The organism is Streptomyces sp. NPDC047974 (assembly GCF_040653375.1).
Taxonomy (GTDB): Bacteria; Actinomycetota; Actinomycetes; order Streptomycetales; family Streptomycetaceae; genus Streptomyces.
In genome coordinates, this window is the sequence record NZ_JBEZNU010000060.1 from 1 (window position 1) to 18,721 (window position 18,721).

At 71.8% G+C, this 18,721-nt stretch carries 16 protein-coding genes and 1 riboswitch; of the genes, 3 read left to right on the forward strand and 13 right to left on the reverse strand.

Annotated elements, in window-relative coordinates; translation table 11 throughout:
• Window positions 1-55 precede the first annotated feature (55 nt).
• Window positions 56-856 carry a CPBP family intramembrane glutamic endopeptidase gene (locus tag AB0E19_RS37115; protein WP_362189167.1) on the reverse strand — a complete coding sequence of 267 codons (801 nt, stop codon included), beginning with the start codon at window positions 854-856 and terminating at the stop codon, window positions 56-58.
• A 102-nt stretch (window positions 857-958) separates the two neighbouring features.
• Window positions 959-2,464: a glutamate-cysteine ligase family protein gene (locus AB0E19_RS37120; RefSeq protein ID WP_362189170.1), complete on the reverse strand. Its 1,506-nt coding sequence runs from the start codon at window positions 2,462-2,464 to the stop codon at window positions 959-961.
• A 639-nt stretch (window positions 2,465-3,103) separates the two neighbouring features.
• Here AB0E19_RS37120 and AB0E19_RS37125 point away from each other — a divergent pair.
• Complete coding sequence (locus AB0E19_RS37125; protein ID WP_362189173.1) at window positions 3,104-3,694, forward strand: hypothetical protein; 591 nt, start codon at window positions 3,104-3,106, stop codon at window positions 3,692-3,694.
• A 327-nt stretch (window positions 3,695-4,021) separates the two neighbouring features.
• Window positions 4,022-4,228 carry a DUF5999 family protein gene (locus tag AB0E19_RS37130; RefSeq protein WP_043229447.1) on the forward strand — a complete coding sequence of 69 codons (207 nt, stop codon included), beginning with the start codon at window positions 4,022-4,024 and terminating at the stop codon, window positions 4,226-4,228.
• Between the two features lie 70 nt (window positions 4,229-4,298).
• Here the strand turns inward: AB0E19_RS37130 and gcvP are convergent, their stop codons facing one another.
• The gene (gene gcvP / locus AB0E19_RS37135) at window positions 4,299-7,184 is read right to left on the reverse strand and encodes an aminomethyl-transferring glycine dehydrogenase (protein WP_362189178.1); all 2,886 of its coding nucleotides are present in this window, start codon (window positions 7,182-7,184) and stop codon (window positions 4,299-4,301) included.
• 179 nt (window positions 7,185-7,363) lie between these two features.
• Window positions 7,364-7,462, reverse strand: a riboswitch (glycine riboswitch).
• 113 nt (window positions 7,463-7,575) lie between these two features.
• On the opposite strand from gcvP, the gene AB0E19_RS37140 reads away from it, so the two are divergent.
• Window positions 7,576-7,947, forward strand: a complete 372-nt coding sequence (locus AB0E19_RS37140; RefSeq protein ID WP_362189181.1) for a PRC-barrel domain-containing protein — start codon at window positions 7,576-7,578, stop codon at window positions 7,945-7,947.
• Window positions 7,948-8,239: 292 nt separating this feature from the next.
• On the opposite strand, the gene AB0E19_RS37145 is transcribed toward AB0E19_RS37140, so the two are convergent.
• From AB0E19_RS37145 to AB0E19_RS37190, 10 genes are all read right to left on the reverse strand, one after another.
• Entirely contained in the window at window positions 8,240-9,691 is a 1,452-nt protein-coding gene (locus AB0E19_RS37145; RefSeq protein WP_362189184.1) for a DNA polymerase IV, read from the reverse strand.
• A 114-nt stretch (window positions 9,692-9,805) separates the two neighbouring features.
• On the reverse strand, window positions 9,806-10,432 hold the full coding sequence (locus AB0E19_RS37150) for a MerR family transcriptional regulator (protein ID WP_362189187.1): 627 nt from the start codon (window positions 10,430-10,432) through the stop codon (window positions 9,806-9,808).
• A 244-nt stretch (window positions 10,433-10,676) separates the two neighbouring features.
• The gene (locus AB0E19_RS37155) at window positions 10,677-11,144 is read right to left on the reverse strand and encodes a bifunctional nuclease family protein (RefSeq protein ID WP_030492457.1); all 468 of its coding nucleotides are present in this window, start codon (window positions 11,142-11,144) and stop codon (window positions 10,677-10,679) included.
• Window positions 11,145-11,234: 90 nt separating this feature from the next.
• The gene (locus tag AB0E19_RS37160) at window positions 11,235-11,993 is read right to left on the reverse strand and encodes a MerR family transcriptional regulator (protein WP_362189191.1); all 759 of its coding nucleotides are present in this window, start codon (window positions 11,991-11,993) and stop codon (window positions 11,235-11,237) included.
• A 32-nt stretch (window positions 11,994-12,025) separates the two neighbouring features.
• Entirely contained in the window at window positions 12,026-12,946 is a 921-nt protein-coding gene (locus AB0E19_RS37165) for an FHA domain-containing protein (protein WP_362189208.1), read from the reverse strand.
• A gap of 81 nt (window positions 12,947-13,027) precedes the next feature.
• Window positions 13,028-13,957 (reverse strand): DUF881 domain-containing protein, encoded by a 930-nt coding sequence (locus AB0E19_RS37170; protein ID WP_362189194.1) that lies wholly within the window; start codon window positions 13,955-13,957, stop codon window positions 13,028-13,030.
• Window positions 13,958-13,962: 5 nt separating this feature from the next.
• Window positions 13,963-14,295 carry a small basic family protein gene (locus tag AB0E19_RS37175; protein WP_362189197.1) on the reverse strand — a complete coding sequence of 111 codons (333 nt, stop codon included), beginning with the start codon at window positions 14,293-14,295 and terminating at the stop codon, window positions 13,963-13,965.
• Window positions 14,292-15,221 (reverse strand): DUF881 domain-containing protein, encoded by a 930-nt coding sequence (locus AB0E19_RS37180; RefSeq protein WP_362189201.1) that lies wholly within the window; start codon window positions 15,219-15,221, stop codon window positions 14,292-14,294. Before AB0E19_RS37180 ends, AB0E19_RS37175 begins: the two co-directional genes overlap by 4 nt.
• A gap of 101 nt (window positions 15,222-15,322) precedes the next feature.
• On the reverse strand, window positions 15,323-17,818 hold the full coding sequence (locus AB0E19_RS37185) for a mannose-1-phosphate guanyltransferase (protein WP_362189203.1): 2,496 nt from the start codon (window positions 17,816-17,818) through the stop codon (window positions 15,323-15,325).
• 116 nt (window positions 17,819-17,934) lie between these two features.
• A complete protein-coding gene (locus AB0E19_RS37190; protein ID WP_362189205.1) occupies window positions 17,935-18,543 on the reverse strand; it encodes a CDP-alcohol phosphatidyltransferase family protein in 609 nt (202 codons plus the stop codon).
• Between the last annotated feature and the right edge of the window lie 178 nt (window positions 18,544-18,721).

An 18,721-nucleotide genomic window follows, 5' to 3' on the forward strand; every position in this document is an offset into this window, starting at 1 on the left:
GACACCGNAGGGGCGTACGGCACCGGTGCCGTACGCCCCTCCGGTGTCTCCGGGCTCACACGGTGGGCAGCCAGTCCACCTTCCCGGCCAGCAGCCCGTAGCCGACGAAGGCCACGATGTCGAGCAGCGCGTGGGCGACCACCAGCGGCCCCACCCGCCCCCAGCGGCGGTAGAGCAGCACGAACACGACGCCCATCACCATGTTGCCGACGAAGCCGCCGATGCCCTGGTAGAGGTGGTACGAGCCGCGCAGCACCGAGCTCGCCGCCAGGGCGCGCATCGGGGTCCAGCCCAACTGGTCGAGCCGGCGCAGCAGATAGCCGACGACGATGACCTCCTCCAGGACGGAGTTCTGGATCGCCGAGAGGATCAGCACCGGGTACTTCCACCACACGTCCGGCAGCGACTCGGGGACCACCGTGAGGTTGAAGCCGGAGGCCCGCGCCGCGAGGTAGAAGGCGAGGCCCGCGCTGCCGATGCCGGCCGCCACCAGCGCCCCGCGCCCGAGGTCGGGCCAGGGCCGGGTCCGGTCGAAGCCGATGGCCCGGAGCCCGGAGCCCTCCCGCATCAGCAGGTGGGCGACGAGCACCACCGGCACCAGCGCCGTGGCGATGCCGAAGAGCTGCCAGGTCAGGTCGAGCCAGGGGCGCCCGGGAGCGTACGAGCCGTTGAGGGTGGCCGCCTGCTCCTTGAGCGCGCCGGGCCGGGTCAGCGAGCCGACGAAGCTGATCAGCGAGGAGACCGCGCTCGCGCCGAGCGAGAGCGCCAGCACGATGAGGGTCTCGGAGCCCAGCACCCGGCGCGACAGCCCGCCCCCCGGCGGGCCGGCGTCCACGACCCGTTGTTCCGCCACCACACCCGTCTCCCGTTCGCTTCACGACCGTCCAGGGGACCGGTCCGCGGTCCCCGTACGACGATCATGCGCGACGGCCCGCCCGGAGCGCCATCCAGGGCGGGCTCAGGCTCCGGCCACCCCCACCGGCCAGGTGTGCACGGGCTCGCCCTCCCGCATCAGCGCGCGGTACCGCCGGGTCGTGGCCGCCAGCGCCGCGTCCCGGTCGAGGCCCGCGTCCAGGGCCTGGTGGAAGGTCTCGGCCTGCCAGGACGCGCCGTTGACCCCGCGGCGGCACCGCTGCTCGATGACGCCCAGGTAGAAGTCGCGGTCCGCCGGGTCGACGTGCCAGGCGTCGAGCCCCGCGGCGGCCAGCGGCAGCAGCTCGTCGAGGACGAGCCGCACGGCCGGCCGGCTCGCGACACCGCCCGCGCGCCCCGGCCGGGGCCAGCGCAGCTCCGCGTCGATGCCGTGGCGGCAGGCGGCGTCGAAGTTGGCCTCGGCGTCCGCGAAGTCCATCCGCTTCCACAGCGGGCGCGGCTCGTCGGCGAGCGAGCGGACGAGCCCGTAGTAGAAGGCGGCGTTGGCGATGACGTCGGTGACGGTGGGCCCCGCGGGCAGGACGCGGTTCTCGACCCGCAGGTGCGGGACGCCGTCGACCCAGCCGTAGACCGGCCTGTTCCAGCGGTAGACCGTGCCGTTGTGCAGGACGAGTTCCTTCAGCTGCGGCACCCCGCCCTCGTCGAGGACGCGCAGCGGGTCCTCCTCGTCGCACAGCGGCAGGAGCGAGGGGAAGTAGCGCACGTTCTCCTCGAAGAGGTCGTAGACCGAGTCCACCCAGCGCTCGCCGAACCAGGTGCGCGGCCGGACGCCCTGGGACTGGAGTTCGGGCGGACGGGTGTCGGTGGCCTGGGTGAAGAGCGGCGGCCGCGACTCGCGCCACACCTCCCGGCCGAAGACGAAGGGCGAGTTGGCGCCGAGGGCTATCTGCACGCCGGCCACGGCCTGGGCCGCGTTCCAGACGGAGGCGAAACGGGCCGGCGTCACCTGGAGGTGGAGCTGCACGGAGGTGCAGGCGGCCTCCGCGATGATCGACTCCGAGGTGTGCCGGAGCCTTTCGACGCCCTGGATGTCGAGCGTGATCTCCTCCCCGCGTGCGACCAGGATCTGGTCGTTGAGCAGGGCGTAGCGGTCGGCCGAGGAAAGGTTCTCGAAGACCAGGTCACGCCGCGAGAGGGTCGGCAGTATCCCGATCATGAGGACCCCGGCGTCGAGTTCGGCGGCCTGCCGGTCGGCATATCCCAGGCCCGTTCTCAACTCTTCCGCGAGCCGGTCGAAAACGTGGCCGCCGAGCCTGCGCGGGGCGATGTTCACTTCCAGGTTGAACATTCCGAGTTCGGTCTGGAAATCGGTGCTGGCGATCTTTTCCAGGACGGCCTCGTTCAGCATCCTCGGGAGTCCGTCGGAGCCCGCGAGATTGAGTTCGATCTCGACGCCCATGAGGTTGCGCGGGCGGTCGAAGCGCTGCTCCGCGAGGAGCCGGGCGAGCCCCGCCAGACACTGCTGGAGCTTGCGCCGGTAGCGCTGCCGGTCGGCCGGGCCGAACCCGTCCGTCACGACCTTCTCCCCCATCGAGGCGTCCCTCCCGCGTGGGCGGCCACCGGGCGGGGCCGCGCGTACGGACGATGATGCCCACGCCACTGATCGACAACGCCTGCGTTTCCGGCCGCTCCACGGATAGTCTGGTACGAACCTGCCGGCGCCCGCGCGGATCTTCGCCTGCGGACCGGTCGTGGACATATACCAATGTCATATTGCCGCCCCCGGCGCGTCCGGGTACGACTTTCGGAATTCTGACGTCCGGCTTGCCGGGGAATGCGAGGACGGAGATCCTGTCCTCGCTCCGATTCCGCCGCACCGCCCACCGGATACGTCCTGATGACGTCTTGTCAGGAATATCGGTCGGGTCTAGCGGAAACAATCCCTGAACACGTGTCGTATAAACTCCGCGGACGAGGCAGAGCGCCGGCGTACGGCCACGACCCGTGGCCCCCCGCTCCGCCCCCGTCGCGACAGCGCCGTCGTACCCGGCCCCGCCGCCGCGCATCGCCGCACCAGCACCCGTACCGAGACCGGTACACACCGGCACCGCACCAGGACCCCGTACCGAGACCGGTACGACCAGCACCGAGAGCCGTACCGAGACCGGTACCAGGAACCCGCACCCGTATCCGTATCCCCGTGTCTCCTGAGCGAGAGGCGACCCACACGATGCTCCGACCCTCCCCGGCCCCCGCGCCCGCCCTGCGCAGTGTCCTCGCGGCCCTGAGCTCGCCCACGGCCGTCCGAGAGGCCCGCACCCCGGCCCTGCGGGCCGCTCCGGGACCGCTGAGTCCCGAACTCCCGCTGCCCGTCCACGTGCTGAGGATCTCCGGGGCCCCGGGGCACGAGCCCGGCACCCGGCTCGTCGGCTGGCGGTTCCTGATCCGCAGCGGGGACCGGGCGGTCGCCGCCGCGGACACCATGCTCACCCCGGACGGCTGGTCCTTCTCGCACTTCTTCGAGGGGCCGTACGTCGCCGCCACGGAGCGGGCGCTGGTCCAGGCCGAGGCGCTGCCGGGCACGTACCAGCCGCGGCTGCTCTCGGTGCCGGAGCTGTACATGCTGACGCTCTGGCTGCACGCCGAGCCGGAGCCCGACGGCACGGATCCGGGCGCGGAGTCCGCCGACGTCCTGGTCCCGCTCGCCCCCGCGCCGCCCGGCATCGCCGCCAACCGCCCCTACCGGGTGGCCGATCTGCTGCCGGTGCTCAGCACCCGTCTCGCCCCGCCGCCGCTGCTCGGCTCCGCCGCGTCCGCCTGACCGGGACCGCCCACCGCCCCGTGACCCGCCCGGGTCACGGGGCGCACAGCTGTCCGCGACCGGCACCCGAACGGCGTTTCCGAACACACCTCCCGGACGGACTAGCCCGCTCGGGCCACCCCGAACCACCCGAAAAGGCGGGGGTGTTGACCTGAACCGCCCCTGCGGGTGATGCGTCTTCCCAGGAGAGGACGAGCTGACGCGAAATACCTGCGGAAGACCGTCCGTGCGGCAAGACTGGGACCGGAACCGAACCGACCGACGGGGGCGGCCATGAGCGCGCAGAGCCGCAGGACAACCACCACGACGCAGCGAAAGAACCCATCCATGTGCCAGCACCAGCCTGCCTGTCCCACCGCCGACTCCGCCGACCGTGAGGCCGCCGCTCCGGTGGCGTGCCACCCGGAGCAGGGGTGGAGCCTGCTGTGCAACGGTGTCCTGCTCTTCGAGGACACCGGCGAACTGCTGCCGGACGGGCAGATCATCGCTCCGCACCGGCCGCTGACGACGGGCCGGGTGACGACGGCGGCCTGAGCCAGGGCTCGGGAAGCGCCGAGGGCCGGCCCGGAGGAGACTCCGGACCGGCCCTCTGTCATGCCGTCGCTCAGTGGTCGTACTCGTCCAGCGGCGGGCAGGAGCAGATCAGGTTCCGGTCGCCGAAGGCGCCGTCGATGCGGCGGACCGGCGGCCAGTACTTGTCGGCGGCCGAGACGCCGGCCGGGAAGACCGCCACGTCACGGTCGTAGGCGTGGGCCCACTCGCCGCCCAGCGCGGCCGCGGTGTGCGGGGCGTTGCGCAGCGGGTTGTCCTCGGCCGGCCACTCGCCGGAGCCGACCTTCTCGATCTCGGCGCGGATCGCGATCATCGTGTCGCAGAAACGGTCCAGCTCGGCCAGGTCCTCGGACTCGGTCGGCTCGATCATCAGCGTGCCGGCGACCGGGAACGACATGGTCGGCGCGTGGAACCCGTAGTCGATCAGGCGCTTGGCGATGTCGTCGACGGTGACGCCGGTCGCCTTGGTCAGCGGACGCAGGTCGACGATGCACTCGTGGGCGACGAGCCCGGCAGGACCGGTGTACAGCACCGGGTAGTGCGGCTCCAGGCGCTTGGCGATGTAGTTCGCCGCGAGGACGGCGACCTGGGTGGCGCGCGTGAGGCCCTCGCCGCCCATCAGGCGGACGTACGTCCAGGAGATCGGCAGGATGCCGGCGGAGCCCCACGGGGCGGCCGAGATCGGGCCGACACCGGTCTCCGGGCCCGCGGTGGGCTGGAGCGGGTGGTTCGGCAGGTACGGGGCGAGGTGGGCGCGGACGCCGACCGGGCCGACGCCGGGGCCGCCGCCGCCGTGCGGGATGCAGAAGGTCTTGTGCAGGTTGAGGTGCGAGACGTCGCCGCCGAAGTGGCCCGGCTTGGCGAGGCCGACCAGGGCGTTGAGGTTGGCGCCGTCGACGTACACCTGGCCGCCGGCCTCGTGGACCTCGGCGCAGATGTCGGCGACGTGCTCCTCGAAGACGCCGTGCGTCGACGGGTAGGTGATCATCAGCACCGAGAGCTCGTCGCGGTGCTGCGCGATCTTGGCGCGCAGGTCCTCGACGTCGACCTCGCCGTCCTCGGCGGTCTTCACGACGACGACCTTCATGCCGGCCATCACGGCGGAGGCGGCGTTGGTGCCGTGCGCGGAGGACGGGATGAGACAGACGGTGCGCTGCTCGTCCCCGTTGGCGCGGTGGTAGGCGCGGACCGCGAGGAGACCGGCCAGCTCGCCCTGCGAACCGGCGTTCGGCTGGATGGAGACCTTGTCGTAGCCGGTGACCTCGGCGAGGCGCTCCTCCAGCTCGGTGATGAGCGTGACGTAGCCCTGGGCCTGGTCGATCGGCGCGAAGGGGTGGATCTGGCCGAACTCGGGCCAGGTCACCGGCTCCATCTCGGTGGTCGCGTTCAGCTTCATGGTGCAGGAGCCGAGCGGGATCATGCCGCGGTCGAGCGCGTAGTCGCGGTCGGAGAGGCGGCGCAGGTAGCGCAGCATCGAGGTCTCGGAGCGGTGCGCGTGGAAGACCGGGTGGGTGAGGTACGCGTCGGAGCGCAGCCGCGCGGCCGGGAGGGCGTCCTCGGTGGTGGCGTCGAGGGCCTCGACGTCGGCCGTGACGCCGAAGGCGGCCCAGACGGCGGCGAGCTGCTCGCGGCCGGTGGTCTCGTCGCAGGAGGCGGAGACGTGGTCGGCGTCGACGCGGTACAGGTTGACACCGGCCTCGCGGGCGGCGGCGACGACGGCGTCGGCGCGGCCCGGCACGCGGGCGGTGACGGTGTCGAAGAAGGCGCCGCTGGTGAGCTCGACGCCCCCGGCGGTCAGACCGGCGGCGAGGATCGCCGCGTACCGGTGGGTGCGCTGCGCGATCTGCTTCAGGCCGTCCGGGCCGTGGTAGACGGCGTACATGCCGGCCATGACGGCGAGGAGCACCTGGGCGGTGCAGATGTTGCTGGTGGCCTTCTCGCGGCGGATGTGCTGCTCGCGGGTCTGCAGGGCGAGGCGGTACGCCTTGTTGCCGTCGGCGTCGACGGAGACGCCGACGAGGCGGCCGGGCAGCGAGCGGGCGTGCTTGTCCTGGACGGCCATGTAGCCGGCGTGCGGGCCGCCGAAGCCCATGGGGACGCCGAAGCGCTGGGTGGTGCCGACGGCGATGTCCGCGCCGAGCGAGCCGGGCGAGTCGAGCAGGGTGAGCGCGAGCAGGTCGGCGGCGACGGTGACGATCGCGCCGAGCTCGTGGGCGGCGTCGATCAGCGGCTTGATGTCGCGGACCGCGCCGGAGGCGCCCGGGTACTGGAGGAGCACGCCGAAGACACCGCGCTCGGCGACCTCGGCGGGGATGCCCTCGCTCAGGTCGGCGACGACGACCTCGACGCCGGTCGGCTCGGCGCGGGTCTCGATCACGGCGATGGTCTGCGGCAGGGCGTCGGCGTCGATCAGGAAGACGCCGTTCTTGACCTTGCCGACGCGGCGCGCGAGCGCCATGGCCTCGGCGGCGGCGGTGCCCTCGTCGAGGAGGGAGGCGCCGGAGGTCGGCAGACCGGTGAGGTCGGCGACCATCGTCTGGAAGTTGAGCAGCGCCTCCAGGCGGCCCTGCGAGATCTCCGGCTGGTAGGGCGTGTACGCCGTGTACCAGGCCGGGTTCTCCATGACGTTGCGGAGGATCACCGGCGGGGTGAAGGTGCCGTAGTAGCCGAGGCCGATCATCGGGGCCAGGACCTCGTTGCGGCCGGCGAGGGCACGCAGCTCGGCGAGGACCTCCGCCTCGGTGCGGGCGCCGGGCAGGGCCAGCGCCTCGGCGTTCTTGATGACGTCCGGCACCGCGGCGGCCGTCAGCTCGTCGAGCGATCCGAAGCCGACCTGGGCGAGCATCTTGGCCCGCGCCTCGGCGTCGGGTCCGATGTGCCGCTGCTCGAAGGGGATGCCCTGCTCGAGCTCGGAGAGCGGGGTGCGGTTGGCGGTCATGATGCGGGGGCCTCCTGGTCGTCACGACCTGCGAGGGGCACCACGGCGCGGGTGCCCGGACGGCCTCCCCCTCTGTCATCTCAACCTGAGAGCTTCACCGGCACGCCCGAAGGCACGCCGGCTTTCACCGTCGGTGAGAGCGGATGCCGTCGGACTCCCGCCCTGCTTTCCAGAGTGACCTCGCCCGCGCGGTACCGGGTGCCTGAGAGATTCCGGGGAGGATTTGCTCCTTCGGCGCCACCGGAAACCTCTCCGGTGGACTCTCCCGCACGGTGTCGACAGCCACAGCCAGCCTACCAGCGCCGTTGTCGCTCCCTTCGCTCAAGTGGCCGACATCCCAGATGTGCACTTTCGTAGGGGTGTAGAGCAGTTGCGACCAGTTGGAGGGACCGTGCAGACCGACATCGATCCGCGCAGCCTGATCGGCCGCAAGGCGTTCGACCGGAACGGACACAAGATCGGAACCGTGGACGAGGTGTACCTGGACGACGCGACCGGCATCCCCGAGTGGGCCGCCGTCCGCACCGGCCTGTTCAGCAGGGACGCGTTCGTCCCCCTGGAGCCGAGCGAGCTGACCGACGACGGCCTCCACATCCCCTTCGAGCGCGCCCTGATCAAGGACGCCCCGGACTTCGGCGTGGGCCGCCACCTCTCCCCCGAGCAGGAGCTCCAGCTCTACCGCCACTACGAACTGACCCTCCCGCCCCCGCCGGGGAAGATCCCGGACTTCGGCCACATCGCGGGCCACGACGACACGACGTAGACCGGCCGTCGCGAGCACGCCCCGAACCCCACGGCCCCGGCAACCGCCCCCGGCGGCGGCACCCCGCGCCGCGCACGCGCGCGTCCGGAAGGGAACGGCCGTCACGGGCTCCCCGAGCCCCCTGCGCCCCCACCTCCCCGACACCGGCCGGCTGCGACGCGCGCGCCTTCCCGGAGGCGGCCGTCACGGGCACGTCCCGGAACCCCTCCTGCCGCCGCGCGCACGCGCGCGGCCGGCGGGGCGGGCGGCCCCGGGCGGAACGACGGGATCACCCCGGCGCCCCCCGGCGGCGTCACTCACCCGTGCGGACGCCCGGGGCGGCAGGCTCCGCCCCCGTCACCCCTCCCGGGACCAGCGGCAGCGGATCGGCCGGTTCCAGGTCGGGATCGTCCACCGAGAAGGTCCGCACCCGCCCCGGAGCCGTACTCCCGGGCTCCTCGAAGCGGACGGTGACCCGCCCGAGCCCGCTGCCCTGCACCCAGCCCGCTCCGAGCACCGCGTGCCGCACGTCGTTCCCGGGCGCCCACCGCCGCATCGCGGTCTCGGTCGCGGTGGGCACCGCCACCGCCACCGGCCCCACGGACGTCACCGCGCCCCCGCCGGCCTCGGCCTCCCCACGTCCCCCGTCGTCCGCAGGCCCCGCCTCCGCACCCGCCACCGCCCCCGCACCGGCTTCCGCCTGGGCGAACAGGTCCTCCTGCGTGTAGTCGGCGAGCCCGCTCACCCCGACGCCGAGCAGCCGCACCCCACCCGTCGTGTCCACGAGCTCCAGGAGCCGCTCCGCCGCCTCCCGCACCACCAGAGGATCGTCCGTGGGCCCCCGCAGCGTCTCGGACCGGGTCAGCGTCGAGAAGTCGTACCGCCGCACCTTCAGCACGATCGTCCGCCCCGAGTGCCCCGAGCGCCGCAGCCGCTCCACGCACCGCTCCGCGAGCCGCTCGACCTCGAGCCTGATCCGCAGCCGGTCGTGCAGGTCGATGTCGAAGGTGTCCTCCACCGAGACCGACTTCGCGTCCCGCTCGGCCACCACCGGCCGGTCGTCGTGCCCCAGCGCCATCCGGTACAGCGAGGCCCCGTGCGACCGCCCCAGGATCCGTACGAGCTCGTCCTCGCCCGCCTCCACGACGTCGGCGACCGTGGTGATCCCGGCCCGCCGCAGATGGTCACCGGTGGCCGGCCCCACTCCGGGGATGATGCGCACGGACCGCGGCGCGAGCAGCGCCCGCTCGGTCCCGGGCTCGAACAGCACCAGGCCGTCCGGCTTGGCCTCCTCGGAGGCGATCTTCGCGAGCATCTTGGACCCCGCGAGCCCCACCGACCCCGTCAGCCCCGTCGTCGCCAGGATCTCGGCCCGCAGCCGCTCCCCCACGGCCCGGGCGCTCGCACTGTCGTCCGCGAGTCCGCCGGCCTCCAGGTCCACGAAGGCCTCGTCCAGGCTGAGCGGCTCCACCAGCGGCGACAGCCGCCCGAGCAGTTCCATCACCTGCCCGCTGATCGCCCGGTAGAAGGCGAAGCGCGGCACCAGGTAGGCCGCGTTGGGCGCGAGCCTCCGCGCCTGGCCCATCGGCATGGCCGAGTGCACGCCGAAGCGCCGCGCCTCGTACGAGGCGGTGGCGACCACTCCGCGCGGCCCCAGGCCTCCCACGACCACGGGCTTCCCGCGCAGGCTCGGCTTCGACGCCTGCTCGGCGGCGGCGAAGAAGGCGTCCATGTCGAGGTGAAGGATCGTGGGGGCGGCTCTCACACGTCCGATCCTGCCTCACACCACCGACAACGGCCGCTGCGAAGCGACCCCGCGCCGAGTCAGCCGGCGATCCGCTCCCGAGCCGCCGACCCCCGACCCACCGCCCGAGGCCCCTCAGACCGCCCGGTCGCGCCGTCGCCGTGCCAGTTCGTCCTGCGGGTTGTGCCCCACCAGGGTCTCCCCGGTGTCGACCCGCTCCCCGTGCAGCTGCGAGAGCGCCGCCTCGACGTCCCGCCACACGACGCCCACCGCGATGCCGAAGACGCCCTGCCCGCCCTGGAGCAGCGAGACGACCTCGTCGGGCGAGGAGCACTCGTAGACGGTCGCCCCGTCGCTCATCAGCGTCATCCGCTCCAGATCGCGGAAGCCGCGGGCGCGCAGGTGCTGCACGGCGGCCCGGATGTTCTGGAGCGCGACGCCCGTGTCGAGGAAGCGCTTGACGATCTTCAGGACGACGACGTCCCGGAAGCTGTAGAGCCGCTGCGTGCCGGAGCCGTACGCGGGCCGCACGCTCGGCTCCACGAGCCCGGTGCGCGCCCAGTAGTCCAGCTGGCGGTAGGTGATGCCGGCGGCCGCGCAGGCCGTGGGACCGCGGTATCCGATCGCCTCGTCCGCCACCCCGGCGCCCGTCTCCGCACCGAAGCCACCGAAGTCGCCCACACTGCCGTGAAGCGGATACGCGGCGCTCTCCCCGGACGCGCGTCCGAGCGAGCTCCCTGCCGTACCGTCCGCGCTGCTCATCACGCCGACCCTCCGTCCTTGACCTGCCCACTCGAAGGTAGGCAGTCGCTAGGGGTGCGTCAACGATCGCCACACTCGGCACGCCGAGTGATAATCACCCAGAGAGTGGTTTCACGTGTCCCACTCCGGGGAAAGGCTACTCGAATGCGCCGACGGCGCCTTCCGTCCGACCCCGTTCCGCTCCGGTCCGCCGCACGCGCGCGCCCACCGGGAGCGCCGCCTCACCGGGCCCGGGAGCGGCGCCTCACTGGCTCCCGAAGTCCTCCGGCGAGATCTGGTCGAGGAACTCGCGGAACTTCTCCACCTCGTCCTCCTGCTCGTCGGGGATCGCGATCCCGGCGTCGTCGAGGACGCCGTCGCTGCCGAAGATCGGCGAACCGGTCCGCAGGGCCAGGGCTATCGCGTCGGACGGCCGCGCGCTGACCTCCACCCCGCTGGCGAAGACCAGCTCGGCGTAGAAGACCCCGTCCCGCAGATCGGTGATGCGGACCTGGGTCAGCTCCTGCCCCACCGCCTCCAGCACGTCCTTGAACAGGTCGTGCGTCAGCGGCCTCGGCGGGGCCATGCCCTGCTGGGCGAAGGCGATCGCGGTCGCCTCGCCGGGTCCGATCCAGATGGGCAGGTACCGATCGCCCCCCACCTCGCGCAGGAGCACGATCGGCTGGTTGGAGGGCATTTCCACCCGGACACCCACAACGTCGAGCTCGTTCACACAGCAACCCTAGGACGTGGCCGACCGGTTTGGATAGTCGGGCCCCCGCTCAGCACCCTCCGCACCCCGCCGCGAAGCGCTCCGGGACCGTCACTGGAGGCGGATCCCGAGCGCCGTCTGCACCAGCGCGGCGTGCAGCCGCACCGAGAGCTGCGCCAGATCGGCGGCCGTCTCCTCGGCGTGCGCCCGGGTCTGCGGGTTGCGGTGGCGGCGCAGCGGCGCCACGACCTGCTCGATCAGTCCGGCCTCCCGGTCCGCCGAGGCCTTCACGGCCCGCAGGTGCCGGGGTTCGAGCCCGAACCGGCCGAGATCGGCGACGATCCTGGCGACGGTGACGCTCTCCGCGTCGTAGCCGCCTCCCTCGCCCTCGACGAGCAGGCCGTACGACTCCCACTCCGTCAAGTCGGCGTCGGTGACCCCGGCGGCGGCGGCCAGCTCGGCCCGGCCGAGGCGCGCCGCGGTCGGCCGCTCGCCGTCCCCCTCGTCGACCGGACCGTCGAGCAGCCCGTCCAGGAGGTCACGGCGCCGGCCGGGAGCCGGCAGCTTCACCTGCTCGCCCCGGGCGAGGGCGTCGAGGTGCTCCCGGATGACCTTCAGCGGAAGGTAGTGGTCCCGCTGCATCCGCAGGACGGCGGCGAGCCGCTCCACGTCCTCCGGGCTGAACTTCCGGTACCCGGAGGCCGTACGGCGCGGCTCGACGAGCCCCTCGGCCTCCAGGAAGCGGATCTTGGAGATCGTCACCTCGGGGAACTCGTCCCGGAGCTGGTTCAGCACGGTGCCGATACTCACCAGCCGGTCGCCCGCGGTGGCGGTGCCGGATCCGGCACCGCCCGTCGGTGTTCGCACCATGGACCTTTCCTGAAGGATCTCCGCCAGGCGTGTCAGACGCCTCGCTGGCCGGCGTAGAAGACCAGCCGGTACTTGCCGATCTGCACCTCGTCGCCGTTGCTGAGCACCACGTCGGTGTCGATCGGCTCGCGGTTGAGGTAGGTGCCGTTGAGGCTGCCCACGTCGGCGACGGTGAAGCTGCCGTCCTGGCGCCGGCGGAACTCCACGTGCCGCCGGGAGACCGTGAAGTCGTCCAGGAAGATGTCGCTCTGCGGGTGCCGCCCGGCCGTCGTCAGCTCGCCGTCCAGGAGGAAGCGGCTGCCCGAGTTCGGACCGCGGCGCACCACCAGGAGCGCGGAGCCCGGCGGCAGCGCCTCGACGGCCGCGAGGGCCTCGGGGGACAGCGCCGGCATCGCGATCTGGCCGGTGGTCTCCGCGTCGTACGCCTCCAGACCCGAGATCGAGATCGTCGACGTCGTCTCGGAGGGACGCTCGGCGGCGATCCCGCCCCGCAGCGGCGTGCCGCAGTGGGAGCAGAACCGGCTGTCCGCCGTATTGCGGTGACCGCACCTCGTACACACCGGCATGGACGCGTCCTCCTGCCGCGGCTGCCCCGCGGAGGTCTGGGTCGCGTACGGATCGGGGGTAAACCCTCCACCCGTACCTGAGGTTGATGGTTCACCGAAACCTATGCGCGCGGCACCGGCGGGGTCAACAGACGACGCGCCCTGACCACCGACCTCGTCACGGAAGAGCGGACGCTCGCCGCCCTGCTCCTCGTTCTGGACGTGGCGCGGCGCACGGTGCCTGGCGTTGCCGCCGTCCTCGCGTGCGCTCTTGCCGAACAACTTCGCAAACAACTTCACGGGCGATTCCCCTTGACCGAAACAGACCCGCCCGTGGGGCAGGACGAACCGAGATCCATCACACCTGCCGACCCGGACACCTTCACAACGTCCGTATCCTCCGGACAGTTTCCACCACGCACCACCGTTGTGGTGCGCCGACCCCCCGCAACGCTCCAGCCCATGTCGCGGGACCCCTCGCCCCCTCTCTCACTGGGAGGACGACCGAGCGTAGTCAGGCCGCTTCACGGGTCGCAAGGCATCGACGACGATCTTCGCCGAACGCTCCACCGTGGCCGTGGCCTGCTCCTTCTCGAGGGTCTGGACGACTCCACCGGGGATGTTGAGCGCGGGCTCGAGATCCTCGGGCTTGCCGATGACCTTGAAGACGTACGGAGCGGTCACCGGCGTTCCATCGATCCGCATGTCTTCACCGCCACCGGTGAAATAACTGTTGGCGACCACGCGCACGCCGTCGACCTGGATCGCCTCCGCACCGGCCGCCCGCAGCTCCTGGATGGCGTCGAGCAGCATGTCGGACTCGACCGCGCCGACCGGGTCGGTCACCGTCAGCGTGATGCCGGGCCCCTCGGCCGCCACCGTGCCGGCCAGGATCCCGAGCTGCCGCTCCTTCTCCTGCGTCTGCCGGCGCGCCTCCTCCGCCTGGTCGGAGCTGGACTCCAGCTCCGACTGCTGCTTCTCCAGCCGCGCCTTCTCGTCCTCCAGGCGCTGCGTACGGTCGTCGAGCTCGTCGAGGATCCGTACGAGGTCCTCCTGCCGCGCCCCGCGCAGGGCGCTGCCCTCGCTGGTCGAGGAGACCTGGATGGCGAGGCCGAAGCCCAGACAGGCCAGGAGCAGCGCCACGACGAGCTGGGCCCGCGTCACCCGCGGCGGCCACAGGGCGTCCGCGAGCCGCCGGCGACCGCTCGGCGCCCCGGTACCTGCACCCGCTCCGGGGGCGGCCACGGCCGCCTCGGGAGCGCTCTCACCGGCCTCCACGGCCGGCGCCGGCGGCGTCTCGGGCCGCTCGGGCTTCCCCGCCGTACCCGGCCGGTCGGACGTCTCGGGCTCGACCGGCGTCTCCGCGGCCTCCGGCCGCTCGCCGCCCTCTTCCGGCTTCTCGTTCGGATTCACACTCATCGGCCTCACGCCCGGAAGACATGGCGGCGGATCGCGGCCGCGTTGGAGAAGATCCGGATGCCGAGCACGACGACGACACCCGTGGAGAGCTGCGCGCCGACGCCGAGCTTGTCGCCGAGGAAGACGATCAGCGCGGCCACGACCACGTTCGACAGGAAGGACACCACGAAGACCTTGTCGACGAAGATCCCGTCGAGCATGGCCCGCAGACCGCCGAAGACCGCGTCGAGGGCGGCGACCACGGCGATCGGGAGATAGGGCTCGACGACCGACGGGATCTCGGGCCGGACCAGCAGTCCCGCCACGACTCCGACGATCAGGCCCAGTACGGCGATCACGATGTTGCCTTCCCCTTGTCGGCCGTGGCACGACCGGTCGGCGTCGCCGCCCCGGCCCCCCTCGGCTCAGCTGTACGTACGATCAGGCTCGGCGCGGCCGGCAGGCTCAGCTCGCCCTCGACCGAGATGCTGCTGCGGATCCCGAAGTTCTCCACCAGCGCGTGCAGGTACTGCCCGTCGGCGCTGTCCTGGAAGGCCGTGCTCAGCCGCTGCCCGTCCCCGATCGCGAGGACGGTGTACGGCGGCACGAGCGGCCGGTTGTCGACGAGTACGGCGTCACCGGCGGCCCGGATCGCCGAGAGCGAGGTCAGCCGCTGGCCGTTGATCGACACGGCCTCGGCGCCGGACTCCCAGAGCCCGTTGACCACCCGCTGCATGTCACGGTCGCGCACCCGCCCGGTGTCGGAGAAGCCGGCGCTCTCGCGCGGCCCGCCGCCTCCGCTGTCGGAGCCCTTGGCGTCGTCGACCACGAGCTTCACGCCGGGACCGTGCACGGCGGTGGCACCGGAGAGCAGGGCGACCAGTTCCGCCTGGTCGCCGCCGTGCTGTTCGAGGGCCGCGCGCTGCCGCTCGCCGACCTCCACGCGGATCCGCTCGACGTCCCGCTCCAGGCCGTCGGCCGTCGCGTTCTCGTCCTCGATCCGGTCGATGAGCTCCTGCCGCTCCTTGGCGACGACGGGCGCCGAGACCCGCGCCTCGGCCGCGCCCACCGTCACGACGGCGGCGGCCAGCACCAGACCCGCCGCGAGCCCCAGCTTCGCCCGCAGCGGCTTCGGCAGCGCCCCGCCCTCGGCCCGGCGCCGCGCGGTCGCCTCCGCGTACCCGTCGTCCAGCGCGTGGTCGATGACGTTGTTCAGCAGCGACATCGACGCGTCCGGGCGCGGGGGCGGAGAACCGGTGCTCCGAACGGGGGGCTGCTGCGACATGCCGCACATCGTCGCACGTCGTACGCCCTACCGCCGAATGGCCCCCGGGAAGGGCCGGACGGCACCGAGGTGGCACCGCCCGGCCGCGCTCCGCCTTGCGGTCAGCGCCCCGCGCTCTCGACCACCCGCGCCCACTCGTCGAGCAGCGCCTGCGCGGAGGTGTCGTCGGGCCCCTCCGCCCACAGGTGGGTGACGGCCTCGGCCGGGTCCGGCAGCACCATCACCCAGCGCCCGTCGGCCTCCACGACCCGCACGCCGTCGGTGGTGTCCACCGACCTGCTGCCGGCCGCCTCGACCACCCGCCGCATCACCAGCCCCTTCACCGCCCACGGCGTCGCGAGGTCCCTCTTGATCACGTGCGCCCGCGGGATCCGGGCGTCGATCTGGCTCAGCGTGAGCTGCGTCCGCGCCACGAGCCCGATGAGCCGCACGAAGGCCGCGGCCCCGTCGAAGACGCTGCTGAACTCGGGCACGATGAACCCGCCGCGCCCGTCCCCGCCGAAGATCGTCGACTCCTGCCGGCCGACCCGCGTCAGGTCGTCGGGCGAGGTGGTCGTCCACTCCACCTGGGTGCCGTGGTACGCCGCCACCTGCTCGGCGATACGGGTCGTGGTCACCGGCAGCGCGACCCGCCCCGACCGCCGCTCGGCCGCCACCAGGTCCAGCATCACCAGCAGCGCCCGGTCGTCCTCGATGATCCGCCCCCGCTCGTCGACGAGCGACAGCCGCTCGCCCACCGGGTCGAACCGCACCCCGAACGCCGCCCGCGCCGACGCCACGATCTCCCCGAGCCGCACGAGCCCGGCCCGCCGCCGCTCCACGGACTCGGTGGGCCGCGACTCGTCGAGCCCGGGGTTGATGGTCAGCGAATCCACCTGGAGCCGTCCGAGCAGGCTCGGCAGGACCAGCCCCGCGCTCCCGTTGGAGGCGTCCACGACGACCTTGAGCCCCGCCTCCGCGATGCCGGTCGTGTCGACGTTCCGCAGCAGCGAGCCGGTGTACGAGTCGAAGACGCTCGCAGGGAAGGACAGGTCGCCGATCTCCCCGGGGAAGGCCCGCCGGTACTCCTGCCGCGCGTACACCCGGTCCAGCTTCCGCTGCCGGGCCTGCGACAGGTCCGCGCCCCGCTCGTCGAAGAACATGATGTCGACGGAGTCCGGCACCCCCGGAGAGGTACGCACCATGATGCCGCCGGCGCTTCCCCGCGCGGTCTGCTGCCGGGCCACCGGCAGCGGCACGTTCTCCAGGTCGCGGACGTCGATGGCGCTGGCCTGGAGCGCGGAGATGACGGCCCGCTTGAGGGCACGCGCGCCCCGCGAGTGGTCGCGCGCGGTGGTGACGGTGGAGCCCTTCTTCAGCGTCGTCGCGTACGCGCCCGCCAGCCGCACGGCCAGCTCGGGGGTGATCTCGACGTTGATGATGCCGGTCACCCCGCGCGCCCCGAAGAGATGGGCCTGCCCGCGGGACTCCCAGATCACCGAGGTGTTGACGAAGGCGCCGGCCTCGATGGTCTTGAAGGGGTAGACCCGGACGTTGCCCTGCACGATCGATTCCTCACCGATCATGCACTCGTCGCCGATGACGGCCCCGTCCTCGATCCGGGCCGCCCGCATGACGTCGGTGTTCTTGCCGATGACACAGCCGCGGAGGTTGCTCTGCTGCCCGATGTAGACGTTGTCGTGGACGACCGCCTTGTGCAGGAAGGCCCCGGTCTTCACCACCACGTTGGAGCCGACGACCGTGTGCTCGCGGATCTCGGCGCCGGCCTCGACCTTGGCGTAGTCCCCGATGTAGAGCGGCCCGCGCAGCACCGCGTCGGGGTGCACCTCCGCCCCCTCGGCGACCCATACGCCGGGCGAGATCTCGAAGCCGTCGATGTCGACCTGCACCTTGCCCTCGAGGACGTCGGCCTGCGCCTTGACGTAGCTCTCGTGGGTGCCGACGTCCTCCCAGTACCCCTCGGCGACATAGCCGTAGATCGGCTTGCCTTCCTTCATCAGCCGCGGGAAGACGTCTCCGGACCAGTCGACCGGAACGTCGGCTTCGACGTAGTCGAAGACTTCGGGCTCCATCACATAGATGCCCGTGTTCACGGTGTCGGAGAAGACCTGTCCCCAGGTCGGCTTCTCCAGAAAGCGTTCGACCTTGCCTTCTTCGTCGACGATCGTGATGCCGAATTCCAGCGGATTCGGCACGCGCGTCAGACAGACGGTGACGAGGGCGCCCTTCTCCTTGTGGAATCGGATCAGGTCGCCGAGGTCGAAATCGGTGAGGGCATCCCCCGAGATCACGAGGAAGGCGTCGTCCTTCAACGCCTCCTCGGCGTTCTTCACACTGCCCGCTGTGCCGAGCGGCTTCTCCTCGTTGGCGTACGTGAGCTCCATCCCGAGCTCCTCGCCGTCCCCGAAGTAGTTCCTGACGAGCGACGCGAGAAACTGCACGGTGACGACGGTCTCGTTGAGACCGTGCCTCTTGAGCAGTCGCAGGACGTGCTCCATGATCGGCCGGTTCACCACCGGCAGCAGAGGCTTGGGCATGCTCGAGGTCATGGGGCGAAGGCGGGTTCCTTCGCCACCGGCCATCACGACGGCCTTCATGTCGGAAGCGTCCTCCTTGAAGAGACGACGGTCCTGCCGACCGACCCTGTCCGGTCACGGGCCCTCGGACGCCCTCGTTCTTGCCGGCGACGCTGCACGGCACGGGACGGACGGGCTCAATCGGCCGCGGTATCCGCCTTCACGAGTCGACGGACCTGGACCACGTAGAGGATCCCTGCCCACCAATACAGAGTTGTACCCCAAACAGCGAAAGCCCATCCGAAAACTTCAGCGAGTGACGCCAGCCAGCTGGTTCCGTCACTGAGAAGCAGCAACGGGAAGGCGTACATGAGGTTGAAAGTCGCAGCTTTCCCGAGGAAGTTAACCTGCGGCGGCGGGTAACCGTGCCGGCGCAGGATTCCCACCATGACGAGCAGCATGACTTCGCGCGCCAAAAGCACGGCGGTCAGCCACAGTGGCAGGATCTCGCGCCAGGTGAGACCCACCAGCGTGGACAGGATGTACAGCCGGTCGGCGGCCGGATCCAACAGCCGGCCGAGGCTGCTGATCTGGTTCCACTTCCGGGCGAGCTTCCCGTCGAGGTAGTCGCTGACACCGCTCAGCATCAGCACGACCAGCGCCCAGACATCACTGTTGGGCCCGCCGAACTCCGGCCGGAGGATGAGCCACAGGAACAGCGGCACGCCGAGAAGTCTCGCCATGCTGAGAATGTTGGGGATGGTGAGGACCCGGTCCGTCTGGACCTCGGTCTCCTGGACCTCCACCCGGGGGCCTCCTGCTCGGAACCGTACCGACGTTGACCCCTGACCTTACCTCCCGCCACGACCGGCTCCGCCCACCGGGTCGGCCGGAAACGCAGAAAAGCCCCGCACCATAAGGTGCGGGGCTTTCCCACAATGATTGTTCGGCGGCGTCCTACTCTCCCACAGGGTCCCCCCTGCA

Excerpts from the sequence above, each read along its gene's own strand:
- AB0E19_RS37120 (WP_362189170.1), bottom strand. The coding sequence starts at position 2,464 with ATGGGGGAGAAGGTCGTGACGGACGGGTTCGGCCCGGCCGACCGGCAG.
- AB0E19_RS37125 (WP_362189173.1), top strand. The coding sequence starts at position 3,104 with ATGCTCCGACCCTCCCCGGCCCCCGCGCCCGCCCTGCGCAGTGTCCTC.
- AB0E19_RS37130 (WP_043229447.1), top strand. The coding sequence starts at position 4,022 with ATGTGCCAGCACCAGCCTGCCTGTCCCACCGCCGACTCCGCCGACCGT.
- gcvP (WP_362189178.1), bottom strand. The coding sequence starts at position 7,184 with ATGACCGCCAACCGCACCCCGCTCTCCGAGCTCGAGCAGGGCATCCCC.
- AB0E19_RS37150 (WP_362189187.1), bottom strand. The coding sequence starts at position 10,432 with ATGAGCAGCGCGGACGGTACGGCAGGGAGCTCGCTCGGACGCGCGTCC.
- AB0E19_RS37160 (WP_362189191.1), bottom strand. The coding sequence starts at position 11,993 with ATGGTGCGAACACCGACGGGCGGTGCCGGATCCGGCACCGCCACCGCG.
- AB0E19_RS37170 (WP_362189194.1), bottom strand. The coding sequence starts at position 13,957 with ATGAGTGTGAATCCGAACGAGAAGCCGGAAGAGGGCGGCGAGCGGCCG.
- AB0E19_RS37180 (WP_362189201.1), bottom strand. The coding sequence starts at position 15,221 with ATGTCGCAGCAGCCCCCCGTTCGGAGCACCGGTTCTCCGCCCCCGCGC.
- AB0E19_RS37185 (WP_362189203.1), bottom strand. The coding sequence starts at position 17,818 with ATGAAGGCCGTCGTGATGGCCGGTGGCGAAGGAACCCGCCTTCGCCCC.